26 protein-coding genes and 2 riboswitches are annotated in these 25,987 nt (G+C 45.3%); of the genes, 23 read left to right on the top strand and 3 right to left on the bottom strand.

Going from position 1 to position 25,987, the window contains the following annotated elements:
• Window positions 1-11: 11 nt before the first annotated feature.
• The 22 genes from JV16_RS04775 (at window position 12) to JV16_RS04670 (ending at window position 18,854) form a co-directional block, all read left to right on the top strand.
• The gene (locus JV16_RS04775; protein ID WP_019417910.1) at window positions 12-1,046 is read left to right on the top strand and encodes a LacI family DNA-binding transcriptional regulator; all 1,035 of its coding nucleotides are present in this window, start codon (window positions 12-14) and stop codon (window positions 1,044-1,046) included.
• 82 nt (window positions 1,047-1,128) lie between these two features.
• Window positions 1,129-1,310: riboswitch (cobalamin riboswitch) on the top strand.
• A gap of 155 nt (window positions 1,311-1,465) precedes the next feature.
• A complete protein-coding gene (locus JV16_RS04770; RefSeq protein ID WP_021094017.1) occupies window positions 1,466-1,828 on the top strand; it encodes a (2Fe-2S) ferredoxin domain-containing protein in 363 nt (120 codons plus the stop codon).
• Window positions 1,829-1,845: 17 nt separating this feature from the next.
• Complete coding sequence (locus JV16_RS04765; RefSeq protein ID WP_035062933.1) at window positions 1,846-2,574, top strand: energy-coupling factor ABC transporter permease; 729 nt, start codon at window positions 1,846-1,848, stop codon at window positions 2,572-2,574.
• A complete protein-coding gene (locus JV16_RS04760; RefSeq protein ID WP_021094019.1) occupies window positions 2,571-2,840 on the top strand; it encodes an energy-coupling factor ABC transporter substrate-binding protein in 270 nt (89 codons plus the stop codon). The genes JV16_RS04765 and JV16_RS04760 overlap by 4 nt, the downstream gene beginning before the upstream one ends.
• Window positions 2,833-3,555 (top strand): CbiQ family ECF transporter T component, encoded by a 723-nt coding sequence (locus JV16_RS04755; RefSeq protein ID WP_021094020.1) that lies wholly within the window; start codon window positions 2,833-2,835, stop codon window positions 3,553-3,555. Before JV16_RS04760 ends, JV16_RS04755 begins: the two co-directional genes overlap by 8 nt.
• Window positions 3,539-4,318: an energy-coupling factor ABC transporter ATP-binding protein gene (locus tag JV16_RS04750; RefSeq protein ID WP_021094021.1), complete on the top strand. Its 780-nt coding sequence runs from the start codon at window positions 3,539-3,541 to the stop codon at window positions 4,316-4,318. The genes JV16_RS04755 and JV16_RS04750 overlap by 17 nt, the downstream gene beginning before the upstream one ends.
• A 6-nt stretch (window positions 4,319-4,324) precedes the next feature.
• Complete coding sequence (gene cobJ, locus JV16_RS04745; protein ID WP_035062924.1) at window positions 4,325-5,845, top strand: precorrin-3B C(17)-methyltransferase; 1,521 nt, start codon at window positions 4,325-4,327, stop codon at window positions 5,843-5,845.
• A gap of 5 nt (window positions 5,846-5,850) precedes the next feature.
• Window positions 5,851-6,675: a sirohydrochlorin chelatase gene (locus JV16_RS04740; RefSeq protein ID WP_035062928.1), complete on the top strand. Its 825-nt coding sequence runs from the start codon at window positions 5,851-5,853 to the stop codon at window positions 6,673-6,675.
• Between the two features lie 10 nt (window positions 6,676-6,685).
• Window positions 6,686-7,462: a precorrin-6A reductase gene (cobK, locus tag JV16_RS04735; protein WP_042534506.1), complete on the top strand. Its 777-nt coding sequence runs from the start codon at window positions 6,686-6,688 to the stop codon at window positions 7,460-7,462.
• Window positions 7,463-8,110: a precorrin-8X methylmutase gene (locus tag JV16_RS04730; protein ID WP_021094025.1), complete on the top strand. Its 648-nt coding sequence runs from the start codon at window positions 7,463-7,465 to the stop codon at window positions 8,108-8,110.
• 2 nt (window positions 8,111-8,112) lie between these two features.
• On the top strand, window positions 8,113-9,225 hold the full coding sequence (locus JV16_RS04725; RefSeq protein WP_042534504.1) for a cobalt-precorrin-5B (C(1))-methyltransferase: 1,113 nt from the start codon (window positions 8,113-8,115) through the stop codon (window positions 9,223-9,225).
• Entirely contained in the window at window positions 9,191-10,402 is a 1,212-nt protein-coding gene (locus JV16_RS04720; protein ID WP_021094027.1) for a bifunctional cobalt-precorrin-7 (C(5))-methyltransferase/cobalt-precorrin-6B (C(15))-methyltransferase, read from the top strand. Before JV16_RS04725 ends, JV16_RS04720 begins: the two co-directional genes overlap by 35 nt.
• Window positions 10,392-11,093, top strand: coding sequence for a precorrin-2 C(20)-methyltransferase (gene cobI, locus JV16_RS04715; RefSeq protein WP_021094028.1), 702 nt, complete (start codon window positions 10,392-10,394; stop codon window positions 11,091-11,093). Before JV16_RS04720 ends, cobI begins: the two co-directional genes overlap by 11 nt.
• A complete protein-coding gene (cobM, locus tag JV16_RS04710) occupies window positions 11,090-11,857 on the top strand; it encodes a precorrin-4 C(11)-methyltransferase (RefSeq protein WP_021094029.1) in 768 nt (255 codons plus the stop codon). Before cobI ends, cobM begins: the two co-directional genes overlap by 4 nt.
• A gap of 1 nt (window position 11,858) precedes the next feature.
• Window positions 11,859-12,938 (top strand): cobalt-precorrin 5A hydrolase, encoded by a 1,080-nt coding sequence (locus JV16_RS04705; RefSeq protein WP_021094030.1) that lies wholly within the window; start codon window positions 11,859-11,861, stop codon window positions 12,936-12,938.
• On the top strand, window positions 12,935-14,293 hold the full coding sequence (locus tag JV16_RS04700) for a cobyrinic acid a,c-diamide synthase CobB (RefSeq protein ID WP_021094031.1): 1,359 nt from the start codon (window positions 12,935-12,937) through the stop codon (window positions 14,291-14,293). The genes JV16_RS04705 and JV16_RS04700 overlap by 4 nt, the downstream gene beginning before the upstream one ends.
• On the top strand, window positions 14,286-15,800 hold the full coding sequence (locus tag JV16_RS04695; RefSeq protein WP_021094032.1) for a cobyric acid synthase: 1,515 nt from the start codon (window positions 14,286-14,288) through the stop codon (window positions 15,798-15,800). Before JV16_RS04700 ends, JV16_RS04695 begins: the two co-directional genes overlap by 8 nt.
• Window positions 15,790-16,815: a nicotinate-nucleotide--dimethylbenzimidazole phosphoribosyltransferase gene (gene cobT / locus JV16_RS04690; RefSeq protein ID WP_042534501.1), complete on the top strand. Its 1,026-nt coding sequence runs from the start codon at window positions 15,790-15,792 to the stop codon at window positions 16,813-16,815. The genes JV16_RS04695 and cobT overlap by 11 nt, the downstream gene beginning before the upstream one ends.
• Window positions 16,808-17,557, top strand: a complete 750-nt coding sequence (gene cobA / locus JV16_RS04685) for a uroporphyrinogen-III C-methyltransferase (protein ID WP_035062932.1) — start codon at window positions 16,808-16,810, stop codon at window positions 17,555-17,557. The genes cobT and cobA overlap by 8 nt, the downstream gene beginning before the upstream one ends.
• Window positions 17,551-18,072, top strand: coding sequence for a cob(I)yrinic acid a,c-diamide adenosyltransferase (gene cobO, locus JV16_RS04680; protein ID WP_021094035.1), 522 nt, complete (start codon window positions 17,551-17,553; stop codon window positions 18,070-18,072). Before cobA ends, cobO begins: the two co-directional genes overlap by 7 nt.
• Window positions 18,073-18,147: 75 nt before the next feature.
• Window positions 18,148-18,447: an AbrB/MazE/SpoVT family DNA-binding domain-containing protein gene (locus JV16_RS04675; protein WP_042534498.1), complete on the top strand. Its 300-nt coding sequence runs from the start codon at window positions 18,148-18,150 to the stop codon at window positions 18,445-18,447.
• A complete protein-coding gene (locus JV16_RS04670) occupies window positions 18,435-18,854 on the top strand; it encodes a PIN domain-containing protein (protein WP_021094037.1) in 420 nt (139 codons plus the stop codon). Before JV16_RS04675 ends, JV16_RS04670 begins: the two co-directional genes overlap by 13 nt.
• Before the next feature lie 24 nt (window positions 18,855-18,878).
• On the opposite strand, the gene metH is transcribed toward JV16_RS04670, so the two are convergent.
• From metH to JV16_RS04655, 3 genes are all read right to left on the bottom strand, one after another.
• Window positions 18,879-22,268, bottom strand: a complete 3,390-nt coding sequence (gene metH / locus JV16_RS04665) for a methionine synthase (RefSeq protein ID WP_042534496.1) — start codon at window positions 22,266-22,268, stop codon at window positions 18,879-18,881.
• A complete protein-coding gene (locus tag JV16_RS04660; RefSeq protein WP_042534494.1) occupies window positions 22,261-24,108 on the bottom strand; it encodes a bifunctional homocysteine S-methyltransferase/methylenetetrahydrofolate reductase in 1,848 nt (615 codons plus the stop codon). Before JV16_RS04660 ends, metH begins: the two co-directional genes overlap by 8 nt.
• Before the next feature lie 69 nt (window positions 24,109-24,177).
• Window positions 24,178-24,280, bottom strand: a riboswitch (SAM riboswitch).
• Between the two features lie 90 nt (window positions 24,281-24,370).
• Window positions 24,371-24,862, bottom strand: a complete 492-nt coding sequence (locus JV16_RS04655) for a YajQ family cyclic di-GMP-binding protein (RefSeq protein ID WP_021094041.1) — start codon at window positions 24,860-24,862, stop codon at window positions 24,371-24,373.
• Window positions 24,863-25,019: 157 nt separating this feature from the next.
• Between JV16_RS04655 and JV16_RS04650 the strand changes: the two genes are divergently transcribed.
• Entirely contained in the window at window positions 25,020-25,985 is a 966-nt protein-coding gene (locus JV16_RS04650; RefSeq protein WP_021094042.1) for a BMP family lipoprotein, read from the top strand.
• Window positions 25,986-25,987 lie beyond the last annotated feature (2 nt).

Below are 25,987 nucleotides of genomic sequence, written 5' to 3'. Positions count from 1 at the left end.
GGGGGATTTTTATGACAGTAACGATTAAAGATGTAGCGAAGCGAGCGAATGTCGCACCATCGACTGTTTCGCGCGTCATCGCAGATAGCCCGCGCATTAGCGAGAAAACGAAGAAAAAAGTGCGCGAGGCGATGAAAGAGCTTGGCTATCATCCGAATTTTATCGCGCGCAGCTTAGCGAATAAGTCGACGCAAGTGATCGGTTTAATTATGCCAAGTTCAGCGGATAAGGCGTTTCAAAACCCGTTTTTCCCAGAAGTGATTCGCGGCATCAGTAAAGCGGTGCACGATCGTCAATATGCGTTACAGTTATCGACGGGGGAAACGGAAGCGGAAATTTACGATGGCGTTGTGCATATGGTGCAAGGAAAGCGCGTCGATGGGGTCATTTTGCTGTATTCGCGTGCGAACGATAAAATTATGGCGTATTTGCAAAAAGAAGACGTGCCGTTTGTCGTCATCGGGAAACCGCATAAAAAAGCGGAGGAAATTACACATGTCGATAACGATAACGTGCGCGCGGCACGCGAGGCGACAGAATATTTAATTGAACTTGGCCATGAGCGCATCGCTTTTGTCGGCGGAAACGTCAATCTCATTGTGACGATGGATCGTTTGCGCGGATATGAAAAAGCGTTGAAATCGGCAGGGCTGACGTATCGAAAAGATTACATTGTACATGAAGAATTTTTAAAAGAAGGCGGGCAAGAGGCGATGAAAGAGCTCCTTTCACTTGCTGAGCCGCCAACTGCGCTCGTTGTCGCCGACGATTTAATGGCGCTCGGTGTATTAAATACGCTTGCAGAAATGGGCTTAAGCGTGCCAACAGATTTATCGATCGTCAGCTTTAACAACGTGCTTTTATCGGAAATTTCTCGTCCGCCGCTAACGTCAGTAGACATTAACATTTTCCAACTTGGCTTTGAAGCGGCAAGAAATTTAATACAACAAATCGAAAATCCGAACGAGCCAATTAAACGAATTATCATTCCACATACGCTCGTAAAACGATTTTCGTGCGATTACTACAAAGCGCCTTCTGAATAAGAAGGTGTTTTTTTGTAAACAGGCTAGGCGGGAAGAAAAAAATGGTGTATCATATGATTAACATCATGTTCTTTGAAAACGTATATACGATGAGCAAGTACGGTGCATACAAACGTATGCTGAAAAGGGAAGAACGGTGCAAAGCCGTCGCGGTACCCGCCACTGTGATGGGGAGTTTCGTTGCAACGTGCCACTGATTTTTTGGGAAGGCGCAACGAAATGATGAACCTAAGCCAGGAGACCTGCCTGCTTGCGATACGTCGGCTGCCTACGGGAATATAGGTAGACGTGCGGGAACGATGGATGTTATAGCGATGATGTATGCTTAGATAGATTATATCTTATTTTTTGAATCTTTCGTTTTTTCTGCACCTCTGCCTAGAGGTGCTTTTTTTATTTTGAAAAAAGGAGCGACATATATGGCGACTTGGAATTTGCAAGGAACGAAACATCATATACTTATTTGCAATGGAGCAAGCTGCATGCGAAAGGGGGGAGAGGAGGTGACGCAAGCGATTCGCGATGAAATTGATCAACTTCAAATACATGCTTACGTACATACGACGAGGACGAGGTGCAACGGTCGCTGCGAAGATGCGTGTGTTGTCATCGTGTATCCAGAAGGTGTTTGGTATCGTACGATCGATGAGCGCGTTGCGCGGGACATTGTCCGAAAACACGTACGTGATGGCGACATGTTATGTGATTATGTGACGTACACATATGATGAAAGTTTTAAAATGCCGAAATATAGTCAGGCGACGAGGGGGAAAGAAAAGTGAGAAAAAAAACATGGTGGATGACGGTTTGTATCGCGATATACATTCTTTTTGCCCTTTCTCCATCTGCATATGCGATGCATATTATGGAAGGATTTTTACCTTGGCGTTGGGCGCTCGTTTGGTGGTTGCTCTTCTTGCCATTTTTCTTTGTCGGCATACGCCATGTTTCACATTTAATGAAACAAAAGCCAGAGGTGAAACTACTTCTTGCGCTTGCGACGGCGTTTACATTTGTTCTCTCGGCATTAAAAATTCCATCGGTGACGGGAAGTAGCTCGCATCCGACCGGGACAGGATTTGGAGCGCTTTTATTTGGACCGTTTATTATGACGGTCATTGGTACAGCAGTGTTATTGTTTCAAGCGCTTTTGCTTGCGCATGGGGGGTTGACGACGCTTGGGGCGAATGCTTTTTCCATGGCTGTCGTTGGTCCGCTTGTTGCGTATGGCTTGTTCGTTCTATGTAAAAAGTGTGGAATATCGCTGCGCATTTCCGTCTTTTTAGCGGCGATGATGACTGATTTGGCGACATACGTCATGACGTCGTTTCAACTCGCCCTAGCATTTCCAGATGTGACAAGCGGCGTATGGGGCGCATTTTTAAAATTCGCTTCCATTTTTGCGGTGACACAAGTACCGCTTGCGATCACGGAGGGGCTTATTACCGTCGTCATATGGAACTTTTTGCATACGTACTCGAAGCGAGAGTTAGACGTGTTAGAGGAAAGGGGAGTGTTTTTTAAATGAGCAATCGTATATTGGTGTTCATTGCTGCATTGTTGATCGTGTTGCCGCTATTTATTGTGAAAAATACGGAGTTCGCTGGGACTGATACGCTTGCGGAAGAAATGATTCAACAAACCGCTCCGCATTATGAACCGTGGTTTCATGTTTTATTTGAGCCGCCAGGCGGTGAGGTAGAGACGTTGCTATTTTCGGTACAAGCAGCGCTCGGTGCTGGAGTGATTGGATATATTATCGGGCTATATAAAGGGCGAAAGCGAAATGGTTAGTTGGCTTGACGAATGGGCTTATCGAAACAAGCTTGCTAAATTAAATGTCACATTTAAATTGATGCTTACGTGTATGTTGCTCATATGGGCGTTATGTGGAACGAATGTCGTTCGCTGTATCATTATCGTTTGGCTATTCGTCTGGCTTCTTTATCATGCGCGCTTACCTTGGCGTGTTTGTGTTCACTTTTTTATTGTTATAGTTCTTATCATGATCGGAAGCTGTGTTCCACTTCTTTTTACCGTTGATCGAACGATTCACTTTGTCGGTGAAAATATGGCGGAAGTGGCGACGATTTGCTTGAGGGCATTGGCAAGTTCGTTTACTCTCTTTTTTCTCGCGATCACAACGCCGTTTTTTCGCATTGCTCATGCATTAAGCAAATGGCACGTCCCGAAAGCATTTATTGAGCTATTGTTGTTGACGTATCGCTTCATTTTTGTGTTAGAAAAAGCAGCGATGCATTTGTTTATGACGGTGCGAATAAAAAATGGCGAACGAAGTTGGCGCCTCGCCTCACTTGCCGTTGCACAACTGTTTCGCCAAACGATGCGCGACTATGAAGCAACGATCATTGCACAAGAGGCGAGGAACGCATCATTTGTTTTTCCGATTTGTGCGGACGAACAATTGCCGCGAAAATATGTGATCGAAACATGTGTGTGGCTCGTTGTTTTACTTATGATGGAGGGCTTATATGTTAACGTTTCATGATGTTCATTATACGTACCAAAACGGCGCATATGTGCTAAAAGGTGTATCGCTTACGATTGAGCGTGGGAAAAAATATGCGTTAATTGGGAAAAATGGTTGTGGAAAAACGACATGGCTCCTTCATGCAAACGGCATTTACCGTCCGACGAGAGGAGACGTGTATTGGGAAGGAAAAAAGGTAGAAGATCGGCGGTTAAGGCGCGAGTTACGACAACATGTCGGCGTCGTTTTTCAAAACCCAGAACACCAATTTTTAGCTCCGACCATTGAAGAAGAACTGGCGATTAGTTTGGAATCAAATCGTGAGCGGATGGATGAAGTGATGGAGCAGTTTTCACTTCATCGATGGAGAGATATACCGATTCACCACTTAAGTCTTGGACAAAAAAAATGGTTATCGCTTGCGGTAGCTATGGCTCCGCAACCTCGCTTACTTATTGTCGATGAGCCTTCTGCTTATTTAGACGGTTTGCAAAGCGAGCGCTTAATCAGTAAATTAAATGAGTTGCACGAAGCAGGTACGACGCTTGTCGTTATTACACATGATCTCGATTTTGTTTGGCAGTGGGCGGACGAAGTGTTTGTCATGCATGATGGGCGCATCGTTTTGCACGGAACACCCGCCTTTGTATTTACGCAAACGAATATATTTCGTGAACTTCATTTCCCATTGCCGCTTCTTTTACGCATATGGGAGCATGAAAAGAAAACGTATACTGAACAACAATTCGCACAATGGATTGAACGATGGAAAAAGGGGTGAAAATGTATGGCGGGAAAATTGTTTGTTGTTGGCTTTGGACCGGGAAGTGTGGATCATATGACAAAACGGGCGCGTGAAGCGATAGAGGAAAGCGATGTCATTGTCGGCTACAAAACGTATGTTGATTTAGTGAAGGATCTCATTCATGGAAAAGAAGTCATTTGTACCGGAATGACGGAAGAAGTAGGAAGAGCCCAAGAGGCGATCAAGCAAGCGGAGCGCGGCAAAAAGGTAGCTGTCATTTCAAGCGGAGATGCTGGACTTTATGGGATGGCGGGACTCGTTTATGAAGTGTTAATTGAAAAAGGATGGAAAAAAGAAACAGGAGTAGGGGTGGAAATTATTCCAGGTATTTCAGCGATTCATTCTTGCGCTGCTTTGTTAGGGGCGCCGATTATGCACGATGCATGTACGATTAGCTTAAGCGACCATTTAACTCCGTGGCATATGATTGCGAAAAGAATTGAAGCGGCTGCCGCAGCGGATTTTGTCATTGCGCTATACAATCCAAAAAGTGGCCGCCGTACGCAACAAATCGTTGAGGCGCAGCGCATTTTATTAACGTATCGCTCGCCAAATACGCCAGTTGGACTTGTTAAAAGCGCGTATCGCGAGCGGCAACATGTCGTCATTACAAATTTAGGAGATATGTTACAACATGAGATTGGTATGCTAACGACTGTTATTATCGGAAACTCTTCTACATTCGTTCATGATGGTTTGATGATTACCCCGCGCGGTTACGAGCGAAAATATACGCTATCAAGCGCTGTCCAACCGTTAAAGCCGCATGAACGGTTACGGCCAGAAGCGGAACCGTGGGCGCTCGCGAACGTGCGCACATTAGCGGAAGAAGCATATGAAAAAGTGACGTCTCCAAAAAAGATGGAACGGTTAGAAGTAGCGGTTAGTCCGGGAGTGGCAAACAAAACGTTGACACCACAACAAATGACGAACATTGCACGCATCGTTGGGGAACGAGGGACGATTGTGTATACTCCTGATCATTATTTGAAGGTGACAATGGAAACAGAGAGGCCGGATGAAGTCATTGCATCTTTTTTAGCAGCAGGATTAACGGTTGCGCCAGTGGGAGATGTGCTTGTGATGAAAGCGTGCGATTTTTGCGACGGGGAGAAAAAAGATGCTATTCCTTATGCTGAACAGTTGTACAAGCAATTTGGTGGGACGTCTTTGCCGAAAGAGTTACGTCTCGGATTTAATGGGTGCGGTATGGCGTGTTACGGTGCAGTAAATGAAGATATTGGCGTCGTTTATCGAAAAGGGGCATTTGATTTATTTTTAGGAGGAAAAACAGTGGGAAGAAACGCTCATCCGGGTCAGCTTGTTGCTGAAGGAATTCACCCTGATGACATTGTTGCCACGATTGCACGTATTATTGAGCAATACAAAGAAGAAGGATATGCAAACGAACGTTTTCATAAATTTTTTGAACGAAAAAGGGAAGTCGGTGGCTTTGTTTACGGACAAACAATGAAAGTAGAGTCGGCTGCATGTGGGGAGTGAAAAAGATGAAAGCTGTTTTATTTGTTGGACACGGAAGCCGTGATGAAGAAGGGAACGAACAAGTTCGCCAGTTTGTACAAACGATCCGTCCGCAAATCGATGAAACGTTTTATGTGCATACATGTTTTTTAGAGTTTGGTGTTCCATCGGTCATTGACGGCATTGCCCATTGTGTGGAACAGGGAGCGAAAGATGTCATCATCATTCCAATTATTTTGTTACCAGCTGGTCATTCGAAATTACATATTCCAGCAGCCATTGACGAAGCGAAACAACGCTATCCGCATGTTTCGTTTACGTATGGACGACCGCTTGGCATTCACGATGCAACGTTTACGATTTTACAAGATCGTTTAAAAGAAGCAGAGGTTGTTTTAGATGAGCATACAGCGATCATTTTGCTTGGGCGCGGCGGGAGCGATCCAGATGCCAATAGCGATTTATATAAAATTGCCCGTTTATTTTGGGAGCGAAATAAACAGGCGATCGTTGAACCTGCGTTTATGGGCGTCACAAATCCGTCATTAGATGAGGCAGTCGTAAGATGTGTCAAGCTCGGTGCAAAAAAAATCGTTGTTTTACCTTACTTTTTATTTACAGGCGTGCTCATTAAGCGATTAGAAAAGAAAGTTTCCGAGTTTCAAAGCGCGTATCCGCACATTTCGTTTATACTTGGGCATTATTTCGGTTTTCATCCGTCGCTACAGACGATTGTGCTCGATCGGTTACAAGAAGCAATGAGTGATTCCGTGCAAATGAATTGCGATACGTGTCAATATCGCATTCATGTCGCTGAACATCATCATCACCACCATCATCACGACCATTGAGGTGAAACGAATGATTATGATGTTATCTGGAACGAGTGATGCACGTCAATTGGCTTTAGCGATTCGCGATGCTGGATACGATGTGTTTGCAACAGTTGTGACAGAGCATGCAGCAGAACAAATGGCACATGTTGGATTGCATGCGCATGTCGGGCGTTTAACAGCGTGTGAAATGGTTCAGCTTATCCAGCAACATAGAGTGACAGCGATTGTTGATGCGAGCCATCCGTTTGCAGAAGAAGCGTCGCGTCAAGCGATGAAAGCAGCAGAAGAAGCAAATGTCCCGTATATTCGGTATGAACGAAAAGAAAGCGTCATTACGTACGATCGCGTCACATTTGTTGATAGTTATGAAGCAGCAGCACAGTATGCTGCAAATAAAAAAGGGGTAGTGATGTTGACGACGGGCAGTAAAACGTTGCCGATTTTTGCTGATATGTTGCTTCCGCTTCCTGATGTTCGTTTAATTGCCCGCATGTTGCCGCGAAAAGACAACATGGAATTGTGTGAACGATTGCGCTTTCCGCAAGAAAACATTATCGCGATGCAAGGTCCATTTACGAAACAATTAGATATCGCTTTGATGCAACATTTCGGTGTGACGCTTCTTGTGACGAAAGAAAGTGGACGAGTGGGATTTGTCGATGAAAAAATTGCTGCAGCCCAAGAACTTGGCATTGAAACGGTCGTTATTCGCCGTCCGAAACTTTCTTATCCTGTCGTTTATCATGAGTTTTCTGACGTCATTCGCGCGTTGGGGGAAATAAAAATGAAAGGAGAAAAATAAATGGATTTTCGAACAACGTTTCGCCCGGTAACTGTGCAACCAGAACAAATTGAACAAAAGAGCTTCCAAATCATTGATGAAGAAATAGGAGAACACTCGTTTTCAAACGAACAATATGCGGTTGTTCAGCGCGTCATTCATGCGAGCGCCGATTTTGAATTAGGGAAAAGTTTATTGTTTCATCCACGTGCGATTGAAGCGGGCATTTCAGCGATTCGCGCAGGAAAAAAAGTCGTCGCTGATGTACAAATGGTGCAAGTTGGAATTAATAAAGCGCGTCTTGAAAAATATGGTGGGAGTGTGCACGTGTATATTTCTGATGATGATGTCATGAAAGAGGCGAAGCGATTAAACACGACGCGCGCGATTGTTGCGATGCGCAAAGCAGTAAAGGAGGCGGATGGAGGGATATTTGCGATCGGGAATGCGCCGACAGCGCTTCTTGAGCTTATTCGCCTTGTGAAAGAAGGTGAAGCGCGCCCAGGGCTCATTATCGGTTTACCGGTCGGCTTTGTTTCGGCAGCGGAATCGAAAGAGGAATTAGCAAAGCTTGACGTGCCGTTTATTACGAACGTTGGACGAAAAGGGGGGAGCACGGTTACGGTTGCCGCTTTAAATGCCTTGTCTATTTTAGCGGAGCGGGAATAAGTATGGAGAAAGAAAAATTGCGCGAAGGATATACAACTGGCGCATGTGCAACGGCCGCGACAAAAGCGGCGTTATGTGCGCTTATTACTGGAAGGAAACAAACAGAAGCGACAATTATGTTGCCGATCGGGCGAGAAGTCACTTTTCCGATCGTTTCTTGTGAAATTGAGAAAGATCGAGCGAGCGCGACCGTGGTGAAAGACGGGGGAGACGATCCTGATGTGACGCACGGTGCTTCTATTGTTGCGACGGTTTGCTGGACGGAAGAAGGAATTCATATTGACGGAGGAGAAGGAGTCGGAAGAGCAACGAAACCGGGATTGCCTATTCCAGTTGGCGAAGCAGCGATCAATCCCGTACCGCGTCAAATGATGACGGACGTCGCCCGTCATTTACTGACCGAGCATCGTTTAACATGTGGAGTACGCATTATCATTTCTGTTCCAAATGGAGAGGAAATAGCGAAAAAAACGTTAAACGCGCGCCTTGGGATCGTTGGTGGCATTTCTATTTTAGGAACTCGTGGCATCGTCGTTCCGTTTTCCACGTCCGCGTATCGAGCAAGTATTGTACGCGCGCTCGAAGTGGCGGTGGCTTGCGGCTGTGATCACGTTGTTGTCACGACAGGTGGAAGAAGCGAAACGTATGCGATGAAACAATATCCTCATTTGAAAGAAGAAGCATTTATTGAAATGGGCGATTTTGTTGGATTTACGTTGAAACAATGCAAAAGGCTTGGGATTCAAACGGTGTCGCTCGTTGGGATGATGGGGAAATTTTCAAAAGTCGCCCAAGGCATCATGATGGTTCATTCCAAAAGTGCGCCTGTTGACTTTCAGTTTTTAGCAGATGTTGCGAAGCAAGCAGGTGCTCCGATACCCCTCGTTGAAGCGGTGAAACAAGCGAATACCGCGTCACAAGTTGGAGATATGATGTACGAAGCAGGATATTTATCGTTTTTCGATTTGTTATGTGATTATTGTTGTCAACATGCGTTGCGGGAAGTGAATGGAGGAATGATCGTTGAAACGACACTTTATACATTAAAAGGACAACGGTTAGGAAGGGCGGTGCGAAACGATGGAGCGAATGAAATTAATCGGAATTGGAGCTGATGGAACAGATTCTCTTCCTTCGCTGTATGAACAATGGATTCATGAAAGCGAGCGGCTCGTTGGCGGAGAAAGGCACCTATCTTTTTTTCCGCACTACAAAGGGGAAAAAATCGTCATTCGAAGCAACTTATCATCGCTTTTAGCCACACTTGTAAACGAGCCGAAAAAAACGGTCATTTTAGCATCCGGTGATCCGCTATTTTACGGGATCGGTAGCTATTTAGCGAAAAAAGTTCCGATTGAAGTATACCCCTCTGTTAGTTCGCTCCAATGGGCGTTTGCGAAAATGGGGGAAAGCTGGCACGATGCATATGTCGTTAGTTTGCATGGACGTTCGATGAAAGGGCTTGCTCAGCGTATAGATGGAAAAGAAAAAGTAGCCATTTTAACAGATGAAACGAACGATCCACGTGCGATTGCTTCATATCTTTTAGAATATGGGATGACAGAATATGAGGCGTTTGTTGGGGAGAACCTTGGGGGAGAAAACGAACGTTGTCGATTTATGACGTTAGAAGAGATGAAAGATGGTATGTTCGCTTCCTTAAATATTGTTGTTTTACGACGTGTCCATAAAGGACCGAGTTGGACGTTTGGTATAGAGGATGAAGAGTTTTTTCAGCGGAAACCAGAAAAAGGGCTTATTACGAAAAAAGAAGTTCGCGTCTTAAGCTTGCAAGCGCTTTGCCTTCATGAAAAAAGCGTCGTGTGGGATATCGGGACGTGTACAGGATCGGTAGCGATTGAAGCAGCAAAAATGGCTCGTGAAGGAGCCATATTTGCGATTGAGAAAAACGCTCATGACATAGAAATATGTCAGAAAAATATGAAAAAGTTTCGTGCGGATTTTACACTTGTTCACGGTCGAGCGCCAGAACATTTAGAACAGTTTCCTGATCCAGATGCCGTCTTTATTGGAGGGACATCAGGAAGTTTACGGGATATTGTTGCGGTTTGTTGCGCACGGTTAAAACAAGGGGGACGCATCGTCGTGAATGCGGTGACGATTGAAACGCTATATGAAGCGATGGAAGCGTTTCGGCAATATGGGTATCATGCCGATATTTTGCTTGCCCAATTTTCACGAAGCAAACCGATTTTACAATTGACACGTTTTGATGCGTTAAATCCAATTTATATTATTTCAGCACGAAAGGATGAAAAAAATGATCGGTAAGTTATATGGCATAGGCGTTGGTCCGGGCGATCCTGAACTATTGACGGTAAAAGCGTTTCGGCGTTTAAAAGAAGCAGATGTCATTGCCTATCCGAAAAAGACAAACGGCAGTAAAAGTTATGCGCAACAAATTGTAGAGGCATACTTTTCCCCATCCGAAAAGCATATGCTTGGCCTCGTTTTTCCGATGACAAAAGATGAAAACGTGCTGCGCGAAAAATGGGATGAAACGGTAAATGATGTATGGGAACATTTGCGCCAAGGAAAACATGTTGCATTCGTGACGGAAGGAGATCCGCTTTTGTATAGCACGTGTATTCATTTTATGCGCACGATGCAAATGAAATATCCAGATGTATCGATCGAAATCGTTCCCGGTGTTTCTTCTATCAATGGGGCGGCAGCACGGTTGCAATTACCGCTAGCTGATGGGGATGAGACGATTGCGATCGTTCCCGCACGAGATGATTACGACGCAATGAAAAAAGCGATCGAAGCGCATGATTGTGTCATTTTTTTAAAAGTCGCGAAAGTGATGCCGCTTCTTTTATCGATTTTAAAAGAGATGAACTTAACAAAAAAAGCGGCAGTTGTGACGAAAGTGACGTCACATGAAGAAGTGCTATGGGACATCGGGCAATTAGAACATGTGTCGTTGCCATATTTAACGTTGATGGTGGTGAGAAAGTGAAAATATATATTGTTGGAGCTGGTCCGGGAGCGAGCGATTTAATTACAGTCAGAGGAATGAAGTTGTTGCAGCGAGCGGATGCGATTTTTTATACTGATTCACTCGTCAATGAAGAGCTGCTTACATATGCGAAAAGAGAAGCGCGTATTTTTCGTACGTCTGGCATGCATTTACAACAAATCGTTTCGCTTATGTGTGAAGAAGTAAAGAAAGGACACGTTGTCGTGCGGCTTCATACAGGCGATCCGTCGATTTATGGAGCGACGTTGGAACAAATTGCTCTTTTGAAAAAAGAGGGAATCGACGTAGAAATTGTACCAGGAGTCAGTTCAGCATTTGCTGCTGCCGCTGCGGCGCAAGTGGAGTTGACGGTGCCGAACTTAACGCAAACGGTTATTTTTACGCGTGCAGAAGGAAGAACGCCTGTACCAGAAAAAGAACAGCTCGCTTCTCTTGCTAAACATCATTGTACGATTGCCCTATTTTTAAGCGCGACGTTAACGAAAAAAATAACTGCTGCTCTTCTTGAAGCGGGATGGAGCGATCGAACGCCTGTCGTTGTTGTGTATAAGGCGACGTGGCCAGACGAAAAAATTGTACGCACAACGGTTGGTATGCTTCATGAAGATATGCAGCGTCACGGCATTCGCCAACACGCTCTTATTTTAGCGGGATGGGCGCTTTCGAATGAACTAGATGAATCGTATCGCTCGAAATTGTACGATGAAACATTTACTCACGGCTATCGCAAGGGAGGGAAGTGAGATGTATGCTGTTGTCGCCATTACAAAACACGGGGTACATATTGCGAGAAAGCTATACGATCAACTTCCGCATGCGCACATTTATTATACGGATAAATTTGCGAAAGGGGACGAACACGAGAAAGGAATTCATTTATTTTCAGGAAATGTTCGATTGTTGTTGCCGCAATTGTTTTCAACGTATCGCGGGCTGATTCTCATCATTTCACTCGGTGCCGTCGTACGAATGATTGCTCCGTTGCTAAAAGACAAAAAAACAGATCCTGCTGTTGTTGTGATTGATGATAAAGCAGAACATGTCATTAGTGTATTATCTGGTCATTTAGGAGGAGCCAATGAGCTGACAAAAAAAGTGGCGAATTTGCTTGACGCTCGTCCGGTCATTACGACAGCATCCGATGTGCAGCAAACGATTGCGGTTGACTTATTCGGTCGCTCGTTCGGATGGGAATGGGAAAATGAAAACAATTTGACGCCTGTGAGCGCTGCGGTTGTCAATGAGCAACATGTCGCGATTGTACAAGAATCGGGAGAGCGAAATTGGTGGACGTATGATACGCCGATTCCATCAAACATTCGGCAATATGATTCGATTGCTGAGGCGCTTGAAGCGAAGCCGGATGCGGCGCTTATTGTCACGCATCGCTTGCTCGAAAAAGAGGAAGAAGCGATTTTACAAAACGGGGTGTTATATCGTCCAAAAGTGATTGTCATTGGTATCGGCTGTAATCGTGGGACGAGCGCAGAAGAAATTGAACACGTCATTGATGAAACGCTACAACAGCTTCGTTTTTCAATGAAAAGTGTCAAAGCGTTATGCACGATCGATTTAAAAAAAGATGAAGAAGGGTTGTTAGCTGTCGCAAATAAATATCAATGGCCGCTTATTTTTTACACGCCTGAGCAGTTAAACACTGTTCCGATCGATGAGCCTTCGGAAACGGTATTCCGCTACACGGGAGCATATGGGGTGAGCGAACCTGCAGCGAAGCGATATAGCGGACAAAATAAGCTTGTGTTAACGAAAAAAAAGAGCGGAAATGTAACGATTTCTGTTGCACTTTGGGAGGAACGGAAATGAGGAGAATTGTCGTTGCAGGAACGGGGAGCGGTGTTGGAAAGACGACGATCACACTCGGTTTAATGAGTGCGTTTAAACAAAAAGGATATGTTGTTCAAGGGTTTAAATGTGGGCCAGATTATATTGATCCGACGTATCATACCGCGGTAACAGGAAGACGTTCGCGCAACTTAGATAGTTGGATGGGGAATGAACAAATTGTGCGCCACGTATGTAGCCATGGGAGCGAAGGAGCGCATTTGTCGATTATTGAAGGGGTGATGGGGTTATTTGACGGGAAGCGAGCAACGACAAATGAAGGATCCACTGCAGAAATTAGCATGATCACCGAAAGCCCTGTCTTGTTAGTTGTCGACTGTTCAGGCATGGCGCGTAGCGCTGCGGCAGTTGTGCGCGGATTTCAACTGTTTGATAAACGAGTTCGCATTGTTGGAGTTATTGCGAATCGCGTTGGGAGCGAAGGGCATTTTCGCCTCGTCAAAGAAGCGATTGAACAACAATGCGGTATTCCTGTCGTTGGCTATTTGTTAAAAGAAAGCGATTTGACGATTCCAGAGCGTCATTTAGGGCTTGTTCCATCTGTGGAACGTGGAGAGCTTCAACCGTTTTTTGAACGGCTTGGTGAGCGCATCGATCAAACGGTCGATTTAGATGCTATATGGAAACTAGCGGAAACGACCGTCCTTCATAGCGAGCCGTTTTTTACACCAAAACAAACGTACGATGTGCGCGTGGCTGTCGCAAAAGATGCAGCGTTTCATTTTTATTACGAAGAAAATTTAGAAATGCTTCAGGCGTATGGGGCAACGCTCGTTTATTTTTCTCCGCTTGCCGGTGAATGTGTGCCGAACGATGTGCACGGATTGTACATTGGCGGAGGTTTTCCAGAGGAATTTGCCGCGGAGCTTGCGCGTCACGAAAAAGTGAAACGATCGGTTGCCGAAGCCATTCAGCGCGGTTTACCGACGCTTGCCGAGTGCGGTGGATTTATGTATTTAACAGAAGGCATCGAAACGACTGACGGGCAATATTACGAGATGGTCGGCGTCATTCCGGGGCACGTGTGTATGCATCGAAAGCTTGTGGCGCTCGGATATCGCGAAGTGACAGGAATGGAAGGAAACTTTTTGTTTGAACAAGATGAAGCGAAAGGACATGAATTTCATTATTCAACGTTTATTCGACGCGAAGAAGAAAAATTTTCATATGAAGCGAAAGGGCTGCGCGGATGTAAACGAGACGGATATATGGATCAGCGGTTAGTCGCTGGTTACATTCATTTTTATTTTCCGTCGAACCCTTTGCTTGTTGAGCGGTGGTTGAAGGCGTGCTGCGAGGTGAAAGGCGATGCGTAAAGCGCTGCCGATTATGTTTCAAGGAACGCATTCAGATGCGGGGAAAAGTGTGATCGCGACAGCTTTTTGTCGCATATTTGCCCGCAAAGGTTGGAAAACGGCACCGTTTAAGTCGCAAAATATGTCACTTAATTCATACGTAACGATTGACGGAAAAGAAATCGGACGCGCGCAAGGAGTGCAGGCGGAAGCGGCAGGCGTGTTAGCGACGACGTATATGAATCCAATTTTAATTAAGCCGAGCCGCGATCAAGAAGCGCAAATTGTTGTACATGGAAAACCGTACAAAAACATGCAAGCGGGTGCTTATCGAACCGAGTTTTTTCATACGGGACTGAACATTATTCAACAGTCGCTCGATGTATTAATGAAACAATACGATCGACTAGTCATTGAAGGAGCGGGAAGCCCTGCGGAAGTAAATTTGAACGATCGTGAGCTTGTAAATATGCGCGTGGCACGCATGGCGAATGCTCCCGTTGTCTTAATTGGTGATATTGAGCGCGGAGGAGTGTTTGCGAGTTTAGTTGGCACATTGCAGTTGTTAGATGAGTGTGATCGGAAACGTGTCATCGGGGTGATCATTAATAAATTTCGTGGCGATGTTGCGCTTCTTCAGCCGGGATTGCGTTGGTTCGAGCAATATACAGGCGTGCCGGTGCTTGGCGTCGTTCCATATGTGCATTTGCGCATCGATGCGGAAGATTCTGTGACACTTTCTCGTTATGCGACAAAAAAAGATGATACGAAAGCGATCGATGTAGCGGTCATTCAATATCCGCGCATGTCTAACTTTACTGATATCGATCCGTTTTTTGCCGAGCCGGACTGTTCGGTGCGGTTTGTGACGGACGCGTCGTTGTTAGGTGAGCCAGATATACTTATTTTGCCGGGCAGTAAAAATACGATTGAAGATGTGCAGTTTTTAAAAGAAACAGGATTATTTGTAGCGATCCGCCGTTTATATGAACGAAGCGATACGATCATGATCGGTATTTGCGGTGGCTATCAAATGCTTGGAGAACGTATAAAAGATCCGTTTCATGTCGAAACGTCACTCGATGAGATAGAGGGATTAAATTTGCTGCCGATTGAAACGACGCTCGCTTGTGAAAAAACGACGGTGTTATGTGAAGGGATATTGACGTTTCAACGCGAAACGTTTCATGTGAGTGGGTATGAAATTCATATGGGACGTTCGATCGTAAAAAGCGGTGCGCCGCTTATTTCGCTCAATGGAAAAACAGACGGCTGTAAAACGAAAGATGAACGCATTATTGGAACATATATGCACGATCTATTTCATAACGATGCGTTTCGCCATCATTTATTAAACGACGTGCGGAGAAAAAAACAACTTCCGTCACTTCCTACACGAGCTCTTTATCGACAATTGCGCATGCAGGCATTTGATGAACTAGCTAATTGCGTCGAAGCGAGCGTCAATGTGACAACAATTGAACGAAAAATGATGGAATTTCAAGGGGGAGACAATCATGCTTTATGAACAAATTGGGGAAGAAGTACGCAACTATATTGATCAACTAACGAAACCGCGTGGAAGCCTTGGACGACTTGAAGAGCTAGCAATTGACATTGCGAAAATGACAGGGGAGCGTTTTCCGAACGTGACGCCGCCGGGCGTGCTCGTGTTTGCGGCCGATCATGGTATTGCGAAAGAAGGGGTGTCTGCGTATCCGCAAGAAGTTACCGCACAAATGGTGCTCAATTTTGTGCGTGGCGGAGCTGCCATTAACGTATTTAGCAAACAAATTGGCGCCATATTTTCAGTTGTCGATGTTGGCGTGGCAACTGATATTCATGAAGAACGTGTCATCGACGAAAAGGTAGCATATGGAACGAACAATTTTGCCGATGAGGAAGCGATGACGAAAGAAGAGGCGGAGCGAGCAGTGCAAGCAGGATATCGCCAAGCAAATGCTATGATTGATTACGGCATCCGCTGTTTGATCGTTGGGGAAATGGGGATCGGCAATACGACGACAGCTAGCGCTCTGTTAGCAGCGATAAGCGGCCGCAACGTGGCTGAACTTGTCGGCAAAGGAACCGGTGTTCGTGATGAAGCATTGAAACGTAAGCGAGACGTGATTGAACGTGCCCTTGCAAAACATAAGCCGAGTGCGTCTGATGCCATCGATTTATTGACAAAAATCGGAGGGTTTGAAATTGCGGCGATGGCAGGAGCGATGATCGCAGCCGCAGAGCGACGCATTCCGATTTTGCTTGATGGCTTTATTTGTACCGTCGCGGCGTTAATCGCCGAACGACTGGATGAGCGGGTCGTTCATTATATGATTGCGGGGCATCGGTCGCAAGAACCGGGTCATCGCATCGCTCTTGAGTTGTTACATAAAGAGCCGCTTCTTGATTTACGTATGCGTCTTGGAGAAGGAAGTGGAGCGACGGTGGCCTTTCCGATTGTCAATATGGCGCTGGCGATGCTTCATATGGCGACATTTTCATCAGCAAACGTAGCGACAGGGAGCGATCATGATGAATAAAGGAAAAGTATATATTGTTGGGGCAGGTCCAGGGGATCCGAAGCTCATTACTGTATACGGACGTGAATGTATTGAAAAGGCGGATGTCATTATTTACGATCGGCTCGTGAGTTCACAGCTGTTGACTTACGCAAAAGAAGGAACAACGCTTTTATATTGCGGCAAAGAGCCGAGAAAGCATGGGAACATTCAGCAACAAATTCATCAATGGCTTGTTGAACATGCGTTGCAAGGAAAGACGGTCGTCCGTTTAAAAGGCGGCGATCCGTTTATGTTCGGTCGCGGCGGGGAAGAGGCGGAGCATTTACGCGCATACGGCATTCCGTATGAAATCGTCCCAGGTGTGACAGCTGGCGTCGCTGCTCCGGCATATGCTGGCATTCCTGTGACGCATCGCAATTATGCTGGAGGGGTGACGTTTATTGCAGGACATCAGAGCGGGGAACGTGATCGCATTCGCTGGGACGCATTAAGCGAGGCAACAGATACGATCGTATTTTATATGGGGATGGCAAACATCGCTTATATTTGTGAACAACTACAACGTCATGGTAAAGATGGCGAGACGCCTGTGGCAGTCATCGAATGGGCAACAACGACAGAGCAACGAACCGTTGTTGGTACGTTACAAACAATCGTTGACATCGTTCATGAAAAACAACTTTCTTCCCCTGCCATTATCGTTGTCGGAGATGTCGTCCGCTTACACGATCAATTAAAGTGGGTGGAAGAAAAATGGTGATTGTTTATACGGGGGATGGAAAAGGAAAAACAACCGCAGCGGTCGGCCTTGCCGTTCGCGCTGCGGGACATGGAAAAAAAGTGATCGTCATTCAATTTATTAAATCGCCCTACCGTCCATATGGCGAGGCGAAAATATTGCAGCAACTTGGTATTGACGTGCATCAAACAGGGGTTGGCTTCACGTGGACGAAAACGCCAGAAGAACATCGCCAAGCGCTACAAAAAGGGTGGGCGTTTGCACAACAGCATGTGTTATCTGGTTTATACGATGTCGTCGTTTTAGACGAATTAAATGTTGCTTTAGCCATTTCGTCGTTTCCGATTGATGATGTTTTACCGCTTCAAGATGTTGTGCATACGTTGGCGAATAAGCCGGCGCATACGCATGTTGTCGTGACAGGAAGAGGGGCAAAAGAAGAAATCATTCAACTTGCCGATTTAGTGACGGAAATGAAAGAAGTGAAACATTATTACCATAAAGGCGTTCATGCGATCAAAGGAATTGATTTGTAGATGATTCGTTATTTCATCTTTACCATTGAATAATGTAAAGATAAAATAAAAGTAAAGAATATGTGGGGGGATACGATGAAAAATAACACATATGTTTATGCGTCGACGCTTTCTTCGAAACATCAAGTGACGATTCCGACGAAGGTGAGAGAATTGCTCGGGGCAGAACCGGGCGATCAAGTTGTGTTTGTTTATGGCGAAAATCAAGAAGTAACGTTGAAAGTAAGAAAGAAAGATTCGTTACTATCGTTATTTGGAAGCATGCCACCAAAGCGGGAACAAGAAGAGATGAATTGGGAGGACATTCGAAAAGAAGCTAGAGAACAATGGCTTGCTAGCAAGCAGAAGAAAGAAGATGAACGATGTACATTTTAGATGCAAATGTAATTGTTCGCTTTTTAACTAACGATGATAAAATCCAATCACCAATTGCTTATCGATTATTCGAAAAGGCGGTAAACGGAGAACTGTCGTTTGTACTACATCCGTTAGTGATTGCAGAATGTTGTTGGGTTCTCGAGTCAAAACGTTACGGTTATCGGAAAGAAGAAATAGCTGAACGCTTAACACAGCTCGTTGAGGCTCCTTGTATAAAAACGATCGATAAAGAAATTGTGCTGCAAGCGATAGCGAGTTACGGAAAGCATCGGGTTGACTTTGCGGATGCTTATCTTAGTTCACTTATGAAACATTCCCATACTGTACAAGCGGTCATCACATGGAATGAAAAGGACTTTAAAAAACTAGCATGTGAATATTATTTGCCTGATCGTATTGTGTGAAAAAGCTGATGAAAGTCAGCTTTTTCACAACACGTTAAAATATCTTGCTTCCGGATGGGCGAAGACGATGGCAGAAACGGACGCTTCTGGTTCCATCATATAGCCTTCCGTTAAATGAATGCCGATTTCTTCTGGGCGTAAAAGGCGGAATAGTTTTTCTTGGTCTTCGAGATTCGGACAAGCAGGGTAGCCGAAAGAAAAACGCTGTCCTTGATATTTTGCCGCAAATCGTTGTTCCATCGTAAAATCAGGAGAATCCGGAAAGCCCCAACGGTCGCGCATAATTTGATGGACGCGTTCTGCTAATCCTTCCGCTAGTTCAAGCGCTAACGCTTGAATGGCGTGACTTTTTAAAAATTGTCCTTCTTCTTTTAGACGTTGTGCCATATCGCGCACACCTGCCCCGGCTGTCACAGCAAATAGCCCGACATAGTCGATTTGTTCATTCGAAAGATAATCTGCTAAGCATAAATATGGTGCTTTCGTTTGTCTTGGAAACGTAAACGTTTCAATGACCGTTTGTTGATCATGCGGGTCATAAATAATGATCGTATCGCCATCGCTTCTGGCTGGGAAAAATTGATATACCGCTTTCGGTGAAAGCGACTTTGTTTGTTTTGCTTCAGTGAGCAGCTCATCGATTAACTCTTTTAACATGATCGCTTTTTCGTTTCTTTCCGCCAACAGCTTTTTTACATTTCCTTTTAAACCGAGATGGTGCCCGAGAAGCATTTGCCAATTGACGTACGGTTCAATATGTGAAAGCGGAATGTCTTTTAATATATGTTTTTCTGTATCGGTCGGCACGTAAATCGGTGCTCGCTTCACATTTGATTTTGTCATGACAGCGACTGCGCTTTGCTGTTCGATTGTTTGTTTCGTTTTTTCTTTTTTCTCATAAGAAATGTCTTGTTGGACGATACGGTTGGCAAGCGTCAATCCTTCCATCGCATCTTTCGCGTATAAAACAATGCCGTCGTATTCTGGCGCGATTTTCGTATCGGTAAATTTCCGTGAAAGAGCGGCACCGCCAACTAAAATTGGCAAGGAGATGCCCGCTTGTTTTAAGTCTTGGGCGGTGAGCACCATTTGTTGAGCTGATTTCACAAGCAGCCCAGATAAGCCGATCATGTCTGGCTGTTCGTTTCGCACCGCTTCGATGAGCTGTTGCGGCGTGACTTTAATGCCTAAATCGACGACGTGAAACCCGTTGTTACTTAAAATAATATCGACTAAATTTTTTCCGATGTCGTGCACATCGCCTTTGACTGTTGCGAGCAGCACTTTTCCTTTGACGCTCGTTTCGTTTTTTTCCATATACGGCTCTAAAAAGGCGACGGCCGCTTTCATCACTTCTGCGCTTTGTAACACTTCCGCGACGATGAGCTGATTATCGTTAAATAGGCGACCGACTTCGTCCATTCCGTTCATCAGCGGACCGTTAATAATATCAAGCGGGCTGTACGTTTGTAAGGCGAGCGTCAAGTCTTCGATGAGCCCGTCTTTCGTTCCTTCAATGACGTATGTGGCAAGCCGCTCTTCTAACGTCATATGGACGTTTGTTTGTTTCGGTTGTTTCGTTTTATCGCGATAAAATTGAATAAATGCGTTTAACGTTTCATCGTTTGTGTGAAATAACAACGCCTCTGCTAAGCGCACTTCTTCTTCAGGAATGGACGCAAAGCGCTCTAATTTTTCCGTATTGACGATCGCGTAATCGAGCCCTGCTTGCGTGCAATGGTATAAAAAGACGGAGTTTAACACTTCGCGTCCGACAGGTGGCAAACCAAATGAGACGTTGCTAATGCCGAGCATCGTTAAGCAGTTTGGCAAATGTTTTTTAATGAGGCGAATGCCTTCGATCGTTTCTTTTGCTGCGCCAATATATTGCTCATCTCCAGTGCCAATCGGGAAGACGAGCGGATCGAAAATAATGTCGTGCGGTGAAACGCCATATTTATTGACGAGTAAATCGTATGAACGAAGGGCGATGTCAAGCTTTCGTTTTGCTTCAATCGCCATTCCTTGTTCGTCAATTGTGCCGACGACGACTGCTGCACCGTATTGATGAAGAAGCGGAATAATTTTTTCAAACCGTTCTTCCCCGTCTTCTAAGTTAATGGAGTTAATAATCGCTTTTCCTTGGGAATACGATAACGCACAGGCGATGACGTCTTCATCGGTCGAGTCGATGACGAGCGGCACTTTCACTTTTTTCACGACTTGTTGAATAAATTGCTCCATATCTTCTTTTTCATCGCGGTCAGGGTCGGCTAAACAAATGTCGATGACGTGCGCTCCATTTTTCACTTGTGCGCGCGCAATTTCTGCCGCTTCTTCATATTTTCCTTCCGCGATGAGCCGTTTAAATTTACGTGAGCCAATGACGTTCGTTCGTTCCCCGACAAAAAGCGGACGCATCGTTTCATCATATATCAACGCATCAATGCCAGACACAGCATGCATGGCAAACTGTTTTGGGATCACGCGCGGTGGAATGTCGCGAACAGCTTCCGCGATGGCGCGAATATGTTGAGGCGTCGTGCCGCAACAGCCGCCGACAATGTTTAACCATCCTTTTTCAGCAAATTGGCGAATTTTTTTCGCAAGCATGTCTGGCGTTTCGTGGTAATGTCCTTCTTCGTCAGGAAGCCCAGCGTTCGGATAACAGCTGACGGCCGTGTTCGCTAATGAAGCGAGCGAGCGCAAATGGTCGGTCATAAATTCCGGACCTGTGGCGCAGTTTAAACCGACGGCAAAAGGTTTCATATGTTGAATGGAAATAAAAAACGATTCGATCGTTTGCCCGGCAAGCGTCGTTCCCATCGGTTCAATCGTTCCAGAAATCATCAGCGGCACTCGTTTTCCGACCGCTTGAAACGCTTCAGTAATACCGAGAAAGGCGGCTTTGACGTTTAATGTATCTTGGCACGTTTCTAACAACAATAAATCGACGCCGCCAAGTAATAGCCCGCGCGCTTGTTCTTCGTATGCGGAAACGAGCTCCGCAAACGTCGCTCCGCCTGTGACAGAAAGCGTTTTTGTCGTCGGGCCCATCGAGCCGGCAACGAAGCGCGGCCAATCGGTTGTCGTATATTTTTCTGCTGCTCGTTTCGCAAGTTTAGCTGCTTCGATATTTAACTCAAGCGCTAAATGACCGAGGTCATATTCATCTAGTACGATGCGCGTTGCCCCGAACGTATTCGTTTCGACAATGTCAGCTCCTGCGGCAAAATACGCTTCATGAATGTGAGAAATGACGTGTGGGGCAGTGATCGTTAAATATTCGTTGCATCCTTCATATGCTTCACCACCAAAATCGTCTGCGGTTAAGTTGGCGGCTTGGATCATCGTCCCCATCGCTCCATCAATAATTAAAATTTTCTTTTCAAGCTGTTCAAATAAACTAGCCATAATAAACCGTCCTTTCTTTTGCGAGCCGCTCTTTTTCATGAATGTAGCGAACGAGTTCGACCGTCATATCGTAACGTAAAAATGGTGTAATTAAATAAATGCCTTGGAATAAATCGAACGCGGCATCGATGAGCGCTTTGGCGATCGCTAATCCTTCTTTCGTTGATTGAACACGGTCGTTTGCGCACATGGCCATGCGGTTGCGAATGTCGTCAGACAATGTAATGCCCGGCACTTCGTGATGTAAAAAGTCAGCGTTGCGTGCGCTTGTGAGCGGCATAATGCCGATGTAAATGGGCGTCGGTAAATGTTTCGTCGCCTCATACACGTCTTCGATTTGTTTTTCGCTATAAAGCGGCTGTGTTAAAAAGTAGTGCGCCCCGCATTCAATTTTTTTCTCGAGCCGCTTCACCGCTTTATCTAAATGGCGTACGTTCGGGTTAAAGGCGGCAGCGATCGAAAAGTTCGTTTTTTGTCCGAGCGGTTTGCCTGAGTACGAAAGCCCTTCGTTAAATTGGCGAATTAACGAAATGAGGTCAAACGATGATAAATCGTAGACGGACGTTGCGCCCGGAAAATCGCCTACTTTTGATGGATCGCCTGTTAAAGCGAGCACGTCGGTCATGCCGAGCGTATGAAGCCCCATTAAGTGCGACTGCAAGCCGATTAAGTTTCGATCGCGACATGTAATATGAATGAGCGGGCGCATGCCGAGCTGTTGTTTGACGATCGTGCCGACAGCGACGTTGCTAATGCGCGGTGTCGCAAGCGAATTGTCGGCAAGCGTTAAGGCATCAATGTTCGCTTCTTTTAACGCCTTTGCTCCTTCTAAAAATGTCGTTAAGCCGAGTTTTTTCGGCGGATCGAGCTCGACGATAATCGATCGGCGCGTGCGAGCGATGTCAGCAAGAGAAGGGGCTGTCGTTTGTTTTTCTTCTTGGACGACGATCGGATGGCGCTGTTTTACTTCTTTTTTATATACAGGTGTGCGATCGGAAAGGGCGCGAGCAATGGCGGCAATATGTTTTGGCGTCGTACCGCAACAGCCGCCGATAAGCCGAACCCCTTGTTCACGAAAGGCGCGCGCCGTTTCTTCAAAATATTGTTCGCTCGTTTCGTAAATAAAGCGACCGTCGCGATATTGCGGCAAGCTTGCGTTCGGATATACCGATAAAAAAGCGCGTGTTGGAATCGGCACTTCTTCAAGCGAGCGCAACATATGATATGGACCGAGATGGCAATTTAAGCCGACGACATCGGCACCGAGTTGTTCTAACTCGGTCAGCGCTTCGGCAAGCGGCATTCCGTGTTGCAGAACGCCGATATCGTGCAACGTGACGTGGGCGATGATCGGCAACGTCGTTTCTTTGCGAGCGATGGAAAGCACCGTTTGCAATTCTTCGAAATCGTAATACGTTTCAAGCAAAAGTCCGTCGACACCTTCGTTTAACAACACGTACAGCTGTTCACGAAACGTTCGTTTCACTTCTTCAAGAGAAATCGTGCTTTTATTCGTGCTACGCAGTCCTCCGATCGTACCGAGCACGTAGGCGCGCCCTTTTGCCGCTTTTTTGGCAAGTTCGACCGCGGCTTCGTTTATTTTTTTTACGTCATCTTGCAGCCCGTAACGTGCTAGTTTCACGTAGTTGGCGCCGTATGTGTTCGTTTGAATGATTTCTGCGCCTGATTCAATATACGCTTCATGAATATGGACAATTTCTTCAGGTTTTGTGACGTTTAATTCTTCAAAACAACGATCGATGCCGTGCGCATATAATAATGTCCCCATCGCTCCATCAGCGATGACGATGCGTTCTTTTAAATCATCTAACAATCCCACGTCCATTCCTCCGTTTCTTCGTTTAAAGTAAAAAAGTCTTCCCCATAAGAAGAAGACTTGACGCGCTCCTTCTTATCTTCCAAGCGAATCGCTTGTCTGGACTTAGCACCTTGACGATCGTCAGGTTGCTGAAGGTTCATCGGGCCAGTCCCTCCCCTTCTCTCGATAAGATGTTGTATGAAGTTATTCATAAATGTAACTGATTTTTTAGAAATATTCAACTATTTTATTTCAAAAAAGAAAAAGAAGGCAAAGCGCCTTCTTAACGGTAGTTGACGAATTGAACGTCAATCGGTAAATCTGCCTCGCGAATGGCGGCGATCACTTTTTGCAGGTCGTCTTTACTTTTGCCGCTGACGCGAATTTGGTCTTCTTGAATTTGACTTTTTACTTTTAAGCCTGTATTTTTAATGATTGTGTTAATTTTTTTCGCATTGTCTTTGTCGATGCCTTGGACGAGTTTCGCACGTTGACGCACCGTTCCGCCAGATGCTGCTTCCACTTTTCCGTATTGAATGTTTTTTGTCGGCACGCCGCGTTTAATGAGTTTGCCGATGAGCACATCTTTGAGTTGCTCCAGTTTAAACTCATCGTCAGAAATGAGAATGAGCTCATCTTTTTCAAGCGAAATGTCGCTTTTGCTTCCTTTAAAGTCGTAGCGGTTTTGAATTTCTTTTAACGCGATGTTGACTGCGTTCGTCACTTCCGACAAATCGACTTTTGACACAATATCAAATGAACTTTCTTTTGACATATGAACCACCTCAGCATAAATTCGTTGTGCTTCCATTATAGTCGATTGTTGTCATACGAACAACTTTACAAAATCTTTATATTATAAAAAGTAAATAAAATGTCGGAATGTGTCGATATAATAAATGAAGCACGAGATAAGGAGATGAGGAAATTTTATGAAAAAAATGATTTCACTCTTGATGGCATTCGTTTTGTTGCTTGCCGCGGGATGTTCGCAAACGAGTTCTTTTCAACCGAAAGAGCGAATAAAAGTGGGCATTATGTTGTCAGACGTCGGACTCGGTGATCAGTCATTTAGCGATTCGGCGTTTAAAGGATTAATGAAGGCGCGCGATGAGCTCGGCATCTTTTTTGACTACCGTGAGTTAAAAGAAACCGAGACGTATGAAAAAGGGTTAACAGAGCTCGTTGAAGCAGGGAACGATCTCGTCATCGGATTAGGATTTATGGTGCAACAAGATTTAGAAAAAGTCGCGAAAAAATATCCGAAACAGCAATTCGTATTAATTGATGCGGTATCTGATCTGCCGAACATTACATCGATTACGTTTAAAGAAGATGAAGGAAGCTTTTTAGCGGGCGTAGTGGCTGGCATGTTGACGAAAACGAACAACGTCGGTTTTGTTGGCGGAGCGGATGTGCCGCTCATTCGTAAATTTGCGAACGGTTTTATTCAAGGGGTAAAAGCGGTTAAACCGGAAGCGAACGTGCAGGAAGTGTATGCCGGCAATTTCGGTGATGATAAGCTTGGGGCACAAATTGCAAAACAAATGATCGCAAATGGGGCAGACGTCTTGTATGCCGCGGCTGGATTTACCGGTGTCGGCGTGCTGCGCGAGGCGGAAATGAATAAAAAATATGCGATCGGTGTCGATAGCGACCAATATTTTTATGCGGAAAAAGCGGTTGTCACATCGATGTTAAAAAATGTCGATGTCGCATTATATACAGTCATTAAACAATACGTTGAAACGAAAGAAGTGCCAAAAGGGACGGTTCAACTTGGCTTAAAAGAAAACGGCGTCGATTTGGCGCCGATTCGCGTCGTGACGTTCACTCCAGAGCAACAAGCGACGCTTGAAAAATGGAAAGAAAAAGCGACAAACGGCATCGCAAAATAAAG

The sequence above is a fragment of the Anoxybacillus ayderensis genome, assembly GCF_000833605.1.
In the GTDB taxonomy this organism is placed as follows: domain Bacteria; phylum Bacillota; class Bacilli; order Bacillales; family Anoxybacillaceae; genus Anoxybacillus; species Anoxybacillus ayderensis.
Note: the sequence above shows the minus strand (reverse complement) of the source record. Positions and strands in the feature narration are given on the sequence as shown.